The 8,247-nt window shown below is 70.3% G+C and carries 6 protein-coding genes; 3 read left to right on the forward strand and 3 right to left on the reverse strand.

The genetic code is table 11. The annotated features are described in order from the left end of the window. Positions 1–1,080: 1,080 nt before the first annotated feature. Entirely contained in the window at positions 1,081–2,619 is a 1,539-nt protein-coding gene (locus tag ACWGDX_RS15075) for an MDR family MFS transporter (protein WP_453625671.1), read from the reverse strand. A gap of 298 nt (positions 2,620–2,917) precedes the next feature. Between ACWGDX_RS15075 and ACWGDX_RS15080 the strand changes: the two genes are divergently transcribed. After that, complete coding sequence (locus ACWGDX_RS15080) at positions 2,918–3,679, forward strand: phosphoglyceromutase (RefSeq protein WP_365901987.1); 762 nt, start codon at positions 2,918–2,920, stop codon at positions 3,677–3,679. 179 nt (positions 3,680–3,858) lie between these two features. Here ACWGDX_RS15080 and ACWGDX_RS15085 read toward each other — a convergent pair whose 3' ends face one another. Both ACWGDX_RS15085 and phoU read right to left on the reverse strand, forming a co-directional pair. Beyond that, positions 3,859–4,164, reverse strand: coding sequence for a DUF1877 family protein (locus ACWGDX_RS15085; protein ID WP_453625673.1), 306 nt, complete (start codon positions 4,162–4,164; stop codon positions 3,859–3,861). Between the two features lie 745 nt (positions 4,165–4,909). Next, positions 4,910–5,590, reverse strand: a complete 681-nt coding sequence (gene phoU / locus ACWGDX_RS15090; RefSeq protein WP_453625675.1) for a phosphate signaling complex protein PhoU — start codon at positions 5,588–5,590, stop codon at positions 4,910–4,912. A 428-nt stretch (positions 5,591–6,018) separates the two neighbouring features. Between phoU and ACWGDX_RS15095 the strand changes: the two genes are divergently transcribed. Together ACWGDX_RS15095 and ACWGDX_RS15100 are read left to right on the forward strand one after the other, a co-directional pair. Then, the gene (locus ACWGDX_RS15095; protein ID WP_453625676.1) at positions 6,019–7,305 is read left to right on the forward strand and encodes a sensor histidine kinase; all 1,287 of its coding nucleotides are present in this window, start codon (positions 6,019–6,021) and stop codon (positions 7,303–7,305) included. Further along, positions 7,302–7,982 (forward strand): response regulator transcription factor, encoded by a 681-nt coding sequence (locus ACWGDX_RS15100; RefSeq protein WP_046498012.1) that lies wholly within the window; start codon positions 7,302–7,304, stop codon positions 7,980–7,982. The genes ACWGDX_RS15095 and ACWGDX_RS15100 overlap by 4 nt, the downstream gene beginning before the upstream one ends. The last annotated feature ends 265 nt before the right edge of the window (positions 7,983–8,247 follow it).

Genomic DNA, 8,247 nt, shown 5'->3' on the forward strand with positions numbered 1-8,247 from the left:
ACTGTTCTGGCTGCGGGTGAGGGCCGAGGGGTAGTCGGGGTGGGCCGGTAGGTTCCGTGCCACGTGGGGGCCGCCCCTCTGGGTTTGAGTTTCGCGATTGCGGGCCGGGCGTCAAGGGCGCTCCTTCGTCGCGTCGGCAAGCCGATTTCGCTGCGCTCCACCCTTGACTCCCGTCCCTCCATCGCAAGTGCGGACAGGCGGGAGGGGCGGCCCGGGGGAAGGGGTCCCCGGGGGGGCTCAGATGAGGGTGCCGGTTTCTTTCCCGGCCTGCGGCCCGGTGGGCCCTGCGGGGCTGCGCGGCAGTGGAGTGGGGCGGTGCCGACACCGGCTCAGCGACTGACCGTCCGCTGCTCGCTGGGGTTCAGTCCCGTGTCTGAGATCCGTGGTGACGTGGCACCCCAAGCGCCAGGCGGACGAGCTGGCGCCCTCGACGGGCCGGACGGGCCCGTATGCCTGTCCTTTTTGCCGGTCGGGGACCTGTGAGGACGCTTCCCGTGTCACTAGGACGCAAGAGACGTCCGAAGGACGCAGCCGGACCCATCGCCGCGCCATTCCCGGGGAAAGAGGCCTGACTAGCCCCACCGATGCCCCATATGCCCATATTTGGAAGGTTGTTGGGGGGTCCTATGAGGCGGTCGTGTGTCCTCAGGTGCGTTAGGCGGGTCCCAGACCACAAACAGACCCCGAACTGGCCCACTCGCACCCGCCGCAGCCACACCCACCCCACCAGCCACCCACCCCAGACACGGGACTGAACCCCAACAAGCAACGAACAGAAAGCCGCCGAGCCGGTGCCGGGCCGCCCCATTCCACTGCCGCGCAGCCCCGCAGGGCCCACCGGGCCGCAGGCCGGGAAGGAAACCAGCACCCCCAACTCAGCCCCCCGGGGACCCCTTCCCCCGGGCCGCCCCTCCCACTGATCCGCACTTGCGATGGAGGGACGGGAGTCAAGGGTGGAGCGCAGCGAAATCGGCTTGCCGACGCGACGAAGGAGCGCCCTTGACGCCCGGCCCGGAATCGCGAAACTCAAAGCCAGAGGGGCGGCCCCCGCGTGGCACGGGACCTACCGGCCCACCCCGACTACCCCTCGGTCCTGACCCGCAGCCGACCCCTCAACGGTCGGTTTTGCCCCGTTTCCCCGTCCCCGGTGCCCGCGCCCCCTGCCCCTTTCCCTTCCCGTTCCCCCTGCCTCTGCCCCTGCCCTTCCCCGTCCCCCTGCCCCTGCCCTTCCCCGTCCCCCTGCCCTTCCCCTTTTCCGGCCCCGTCCTCCTCCGGCAGTTCCCGCATCAGCAGCCAGTACCCCAGCCCCGCCACCGTTCCCAGTACGGCGCACGCGCCCCACAGCCACTCCGCGCCGTACCGGTCGATGATCAGGCCCGACATCAGCGGGCCGACCAGGCCCGCCACCGACCAGGACATGGTGTACATGCCCTGGTACCGGCCCCGGCCGTGCACCGGGGAGAGGCGCACCACCAGTCCGGTCTGGGTGGGGGCGTTGACGATCTCGGCCAGAGTCCATACACACACGGTCAAGGTGTAGAGGGTGAGCGACGCCCCGGCGAACGCCGTCAGGCCGAAGCCGTAGCCCGCGAGTACCGACGAGAGAATCAGCAGCCGGCGCGCGTCGCGGTGCTGGATGAAGCGGGTGACCGGGATCTGCAGGACCACGATCAGTGCGCCGTTGACCGCGATGGCCGTGCCGTAGTCGACGCTGGTGAAACCGTCGGCGCCCATGGCCACCGGCAGACCGACGAAACCTTGCTGGAAGATGAGCGCCACGACGAAGGACAGTGTGACGACGCTCATGAAGCGGCCGTCCCGCAGGACGGTCCCCAGCCCGATGTCCGTACCCGCCGCCCCGGCCGCTACCTCCGCACCCGTACCCGCCGCCCCGGCCCCTACCTCAGTACCCGCACTCGCACCCGCACCTACACCCGTACCCGCGCCTTCCGCACCCGGCCCCACTCCCGCCACTCCCCCCACTCCCGTCTTCCCCGCACCAGACGTACGCTCCGGCCGGGACTCCGGCAGTTTCAGGAAGATCAGTACGGCGCAGGCGAGGGTCATCGCGGCCTCGCCCAGGAAGCCCGCCAGGTAGCTGTACTGCGCGATGAAGCCCGCGCCCGCCGAGGAGATCGCGAAGCCCAGGTTGACCGCCCAGTAGTTGAGCGAGAACGCCCGCACCCTGTCCTCGGGTCTGACGATGTCCGCCATCATCGCCTGCACGGCGGGGCGCGAGGCGTTCGAGGCCATTCCCACCAGGAAGGCGACGGCGGCGATCGACACCGGGTCCCGCATGAAACCGAGCAGCGCCACCGAGGCGGCCGTCGACGACTGGGCGATCAGCAGGGTGGGCCGCCGGCCGAGCCGGTCGGTCATCACCCCGGCGCCCAGGGACGAGACGACTCCGCCGAGCCCGTGGAGCGAGGCGACCAGCCCGGCGTAGGAGGCCGAGTAACCCCGGTCCAGGGTGAGGTAGAGCGCCATGAAGGTGGCGACGAAGGCGCCGAGCCGGTTGACCAGTGTGCTCGTCCACAGCCACCAGAACTCCCGAGGCAGCCCGGAGACGCTCTCCCGTGTGGCGCGTCTGACACCGGCGACCGAACTGGCGACGGACATACGTTTCCCCCCGAGGCCGTGGCCGGCTCATGGCCGGGCGGCCGGATCAGTGGCCCGATGGATGACCGGACGACGTGGGTGGCCACACGGTGGACCTGACCGGACGACGCGCGAAGCCCGAGCAGACCCGCGCGGCCGGCGGACGACCCGGACCGGCGGCTGGTAAGTGCCGGTAAGTGGCCGAGCAGCCAATGGAAACTTACGTACGAGAGCCCGGCAGGCGCCAGTCAATTGACGGCCGTCGCCAATCGAGGCAGGGGCTCCAGGCGCTCAAGGCGGGTCCATTAGGCTCGGGCCCATGGCCGACGCACCGTACAAGCTGATCCTCCTCCGCCACGGCGAGAGCGAATGGAACGCGAAGAACCTGTTCACCGGCTGGGTGGACGTCAACCTCACCGACAAGGGCGAGAAGGAGGCAGTCCGCGGCGGTGAGCTGCTCAAGGACGCCGGCCTGCTGCCCGACGTACTGCACACCTCCGTCCAGAAGCGCGCCATCCGCACCGCGCAGCTCGCGCTGGAGGCCGCGGACCGTCACTGGATCCCGGTCCACCGTTCCTGGCGGCTGAACGAGCGCCACTACGGCGCGCTCCAGGGCAAGGACAAGGCGCAGACGCTCGCCGAGTTCGGCGAGGAGCAGTTCATGCTGTGGCGCCGCTCGTACGACACCCCGCCGCCCGTCCTCGCGGACGGCGCGGAGTTCTCGCAGAGCGACGACCCCCGCTACGCCACGATCCCGAGCGAACTGCTCCCGCGCACCGAGTGCCTCAAGGACGTCGGCGTACGGATGCTGCCGTACTGGTACGACGCGATCGTCCCGGACCTGCTGACCGGCCGTACGGTCCTGGTCGCCGCCCACGGCAACAGCCTGCGCGCCCTGGTCAAGCACCTGGACGGCGTCTCCGACGAGGACATCGCGGGCCTGAACATCCCCACCGGCATCCCGCTCGTCTACGACCTCGACGCCGACTTCCACCCCCTCACCCCGGGCGGCACCTACCTCGACCCGGACGCGGCGGCAGCCGCGATCGAAGCCGTCAAGAACCAGGGCAAGAAGAAGTAGCAGCCCCGCTCCGACGGCTGCGAGCCCCCTGCCCGCGCTTTCCTGGCGCACGGTCAGGGGGCTCTTTGCCGTACGGGAGCCCTCCGCCGTACGGGAGCCCTTCCGCCGTACCGGAATCTTTACGCCGCACCGGGCCGCCGCCGTCGGACTTCGTACCGCCGTCGGATTTCGTACCGCCGTCAGTCGAGCCAGACGAGCACCGCGTCGTCGGCGTTGGCGGCCGCCTCGAAGAACCGGGTGAGTCCGGCGTACCAAGAGCGGGCCCATTCAAGGGACTCGGGCTCGTCCCAGCCGAGGGGGTACACCTCGGCGCGGGTGAGTTCCGCGGGGTCGGCCCCGGCTATGAGCTGGTCGTAGCTTGTGGTGCGCAGAGCTTCTGCCGCGAGCCGTACCCGCTCCGCCCGAAGGTACTTCGGGGCTCCGTACCCCCAGCCGTGACACGCAGATACTCCCCGATCATGCTCATGGCCGGATGTTAGTGCCACTTCTCACTCCCGCTCCCACTCCCGGCAGGCTCTGCCCCCGTGGCGGCAGCAGAGATCGAGCTGCCCGCCCCCCTCCGTGCGAAGGGCCAGGACCTACGCATACGAAGAGGCCCCGTCCGCGCTCCGGACAGGGCCCCTTCGCTCGCTCATATCCTCTGCGTACGCGGGCGGCTAGCAGCCGCCGCCGCACTGGCACGAGCCGCCCGACTGGCAGCCGCAGCCGCAGCCCGAGCCGCAGCCGCACGCGCCGAGAATGGGCAGGTGCGACGCTCCGGCCGGGGCTTCCGGCCGGGGGTCGGGCGTAGGGGAATCGGCCATGGGATCCTCCTCGAAGGCGTGCACGGATGGCGCCTGTGCCCATTGCATGCCCGCTGCGGCGGGCGCATCAACGGCGCATCTCCGGCGCATACGCGCAAACACCTCCGTGCGCCCGGCCGTCCACCTCCGTGCGCCCGTCCGTCTTTCGAGTGGACCGTGCCGCCCAGCCCTCCGAGTGCACCGCGCGGGCGGAGCCCGCCGTGCCAACGGAGCCCGCCGTGCCGACGGAGCCCACCGCGCCGACCCGAGCCCACCGCGCCGACGGAACCGCCGTGCCTACCGTGCCCGCCGTGCGCACCGCTCCCGGTCCGACCCGATCGGCTTCCGATGCGACCCGGTCCGACCTGATCGGTCTCCGGTCCGACCCGGTCCGACCCGATCGGCTCCTGGTCCGACCCGGTTCGAACCGGTCCGACCCAGCCTCCGCCTACGCTCCCTCGACCGGGATCTCCGCCTGCTGGATCTCGTCCGCGTGCTCACCCGTCACCAGGTAGACGACCCGGTTGGCGACCGCCACCGCGTGGTCCGCGAACCGCTCGTAGTAGCGGCCGAGCAGCGTCACATCGACCGCCGTCTCGATGCCGTGCTTCCACCGGTCGTCCATCAGGTGCTGGAAGAGCGTGCGGTGCAGCAGGTCCATCTCGTCGTCGTCCTGTTCGAGCTGAAGCGCCAGCTCGACGTCCTTGGTGATGATGACCTCGGCCGTCTTCGCCATCAGCCGCTGTGCGAGCTGTCCCATCTCCAGCAGCGTCGCGTGCAGGTCGTGCGGCACGGGCGACCCCGGGAAGCGGAGCCGCGCCAGCTTGGCGACATGCTGCGCCAGGTCGCCCGAACGCTCCAGGTCCGCGCTCATCCGCAGTGAGGTGACCACGATCCGCAGATCGGTCGCGACCGGCTGCTGGCGCGCCAGCAGCGCGATGGCCCTGGCCTCCAGGTCGTGCTGGAGGTCGTCGACCCGCTGATCGGCGGCGATCACGCTCTCGGCGAGCTTGAGATCGGCGTCGAGCATGGCCGTCGTGGCGCGGCCGATGGCGGAACCGACCAGCCGGGCCATCTCGACCAGGTCCTCGCCTATCGAGTCCAGTTCCTCGTGGTACGCGTCCCGCATGGGGTTGTCCCTCTCTTGACCTAGCTTGACCTTGACGTTTTCCGCCCAGGGCCGGTGCCCCGACCGGAGGCCGGCCGGAGCCGGACCAAGTCCTGGCCGGGCCGGACCAGGTACGGCCCGAGCCGGACCAGGTCCCGCCCGAGCCCTGACCAGAGCTTCGACCGGTGCCTCGACCAGGGTTCGACCAGGGCTTCGGCCAGTGCCCCGACGGGCCCGGCCGGTGCCTCGGCCGGGGTCCGACCGAGGCCTCGACCAGCGGCTGACCGGGGGTGTGGCCCCCCACGGTCCCACGTTGTGTCCGTTACGCGTCGGGCGCCTCCCGCACAAATGAACCGGCACTATCCCCTCGGTGAACTCTGGGCGACGAGTGTCGGAGGAGACACCTCGACGGCTGGGAGAGTGTCCTGGGGCGCGCATAACCTGGTCGCATGGACGTGAACGCGGCGGTCGCCGCATTGGCAGCGATCGCCGGGGTGTGTACCGGCGTGATCGCCATGCTGGCGTTCCGCTGGAGTGAGCGCGACCAGACACGGCCCACCCGCACCTCGCTGCACACGGACGCCGTGCTGCCCCCGGGTGTCGACACCGTGCTCTCCGTGCTCCGCTCCTCCGCCGTCGTGCTCGACGAGAGCGACTCCGTGGTCAAGGCCAGCTCGGCGGCGTATGCGCTGGGGCTGGTCAGGGGCGGCAAGCTCGCCGTCGAGCCGATGCTGCACATGGCGCGGGACACCCGGCGGGACGGCGAGATAAGACAGGTCGAGCTCGATCTGCCCAGGCGCGGTACGGGCCGGGGCGAGGCGCTCGCCGTCTCCGCCCGGGTCGCCCCGCTCGGCTCCCGGCTGGTGCTCCTCCTGGTCGAGGACCTCACCGAGGCCCGTCGTATCGAAGCCGTACGGCGTGATTTCGTGGCGAATGTCAGCCACGAGCTGAAGACCCCCACGGGTGCGCTCTCTCTGCTCTCCGAGGCTGTCATGGACGCCTCCGACGACCCCGAGGCGGTCACCCGCTTCGCCGGCCGGATGCAGATCGAGGCGACCCGGCTCACCAACCTCGTACAGGAACTCATCGACCTCTCCCGGGTGCAGAACGACGACCCGCTGGAGGACGCCGAGCCCGTACGCGTGGACGAACTCGTCGCCGAGGCCATCGACCGGTCCCGGCACGCCGCGTCCACCAAGCAGATCACCATGGCGTCGGGCGGTACCGTCCATCTCCATGTGTGGGGCAATCGCGGCCAGCTCGCCGCGGCCCTCGGCAATCTCGTCGAGAACGCCGTCAACTACTCTCCGGCCCGTACGCGCGTCGGTATCGCCGCGCACCGTGTCTCCGCCACCGGCGGGGACTTGATCGAGATAGCCGTGACCGATCAGGGCATAGGTATCTCGGAGAAGGACCGGGAGCGGATCTTCGAGCGGTTCTACCGCGTCGACCCGGCTCGCTCCCGGGCCACCGGCGGTACGGGGCTCGGCCTCGCCATCGTCAAGCATGTGGCCGCCTCGCACGGCGGGGAGGTCACCGTATGGAGCTCGGAGGGCCAGGGCTCCACCTTCACCCTGAGGCTGCCCGAGGCCGGCGCCGGACGGGATCGCTCATCCGCGATCTCCGACGACGACGACCGGACCGCACGCAACAGCGACACCGACACTGACACCGAGACCAGCCTTGAGCTGGATGTTCCCCCGACCGTGATTGCTGCCCCGGAGGTCCTTCCGTGACCCGAGTGCTCGTCGTCGAGGATGAGGAATCCTTCAGCGACGCCCTTTCCTACATGCTCCGCAAGGAAGGCTTCGAGGTCGCGATCGCGACCACCGGGCCCGCGGGGCTCGACGAGTTCGAACGCAACGGCGCCGACCTCGTCCTCCTCGACCTGATGCTGCCCGGCCTGCCGGGCACCGAGGTCTGCCGTCAGCTGCGCGGCAGGTCCAATGTCCCGGTGATCATGGTCACCGCCAAGGACAGCGAGATCGACAAGGTCGTCGGCCTGGAAATAGGGGCCGACGATTATGTGACCAAGCCCTTCTCCTCGCGGGAGCTGGTCGCCCGTATCCGCGCGGTGCTCCGCCGCAGGGGCGAGCCGGAGGAGGTCACGCCGGCCGCGCTGGAGGCGGGCCCGGTACGGATGGACGTGGACCGCCATGTCGTCACGGTCTCCGGCGGCAAGGTGGATCTGCCGCTGAAGGAGTTCGACCTGCTGGAGATGCTGCTGCGCAACGCGGGCCGCGTGCTGACCCGTATGCAGCTCATCGACCGGGTGTGGGGCGCGGACTACGTCGGTGACACCAAGACTCTCGACGTTCATGTCAAGCGTCTCCGCGCGAAGATTGAACCGGACCCGGGGGCTCCGCGCTATCTGGTGACGGTGCGGGGACTGGGATACAAGTTCGAGCCGTAAACCGGCCCGGCCCCTGGCCTCCTCGCCCCTCTTGGCCCCACCACGTCGGTCCGGTCGGCTCCTGTCGGCCGGACGTATTCCGGCGTGCGCGCGAGGGTGCGCGCGAGGCGTGCGCGCGATCCCGTGCCGTGGGTGTGCGCGGGTGATCCCGTGATCGTGCTCGAAGCCGCAGCGCTGTGGCGCCCTGCCCGGCTCTTCCCCGGGCGGGACGCCACAGCGCTGCGCGCGTTCCACGCGTCGGTGCGCTGTCTACGCGTCTGTGCGG

This window comes from Streptomyces sp. NPDC055025, assembly GCF_053608565.1.

Coding starts and splice junctions, on each gene's coding strand:
- ACWGDX_RS15075 (WP_453625671.1), bottom strand. CDS start 2,619: ATGTCCGTCGCCAGTTCGGTCGCCGGTGTCAGACGCGCCACACGGGAG.
- ACWGDX_RS15080 (WP_365901987.1), top strand. CDS start 2,918: ATGGCCGACGCACCGTACAAGCTGATCCTCCTCCGCCACGGCGAGAGC.
- phoU (WP_453625675.1), bottom strand. CDS start 5,590: ATGCGGGACGCGTACCACGAGGAACTGGACTCGATAGGCGAGGACCTG.
- ACWGDX_RS15095 (WP_453625676.1), top strand. CDS start 6,019: ATGGACGTGAACGCGGCGGTCGCCGCATTGGCAGCGATCGCCGGGGTG.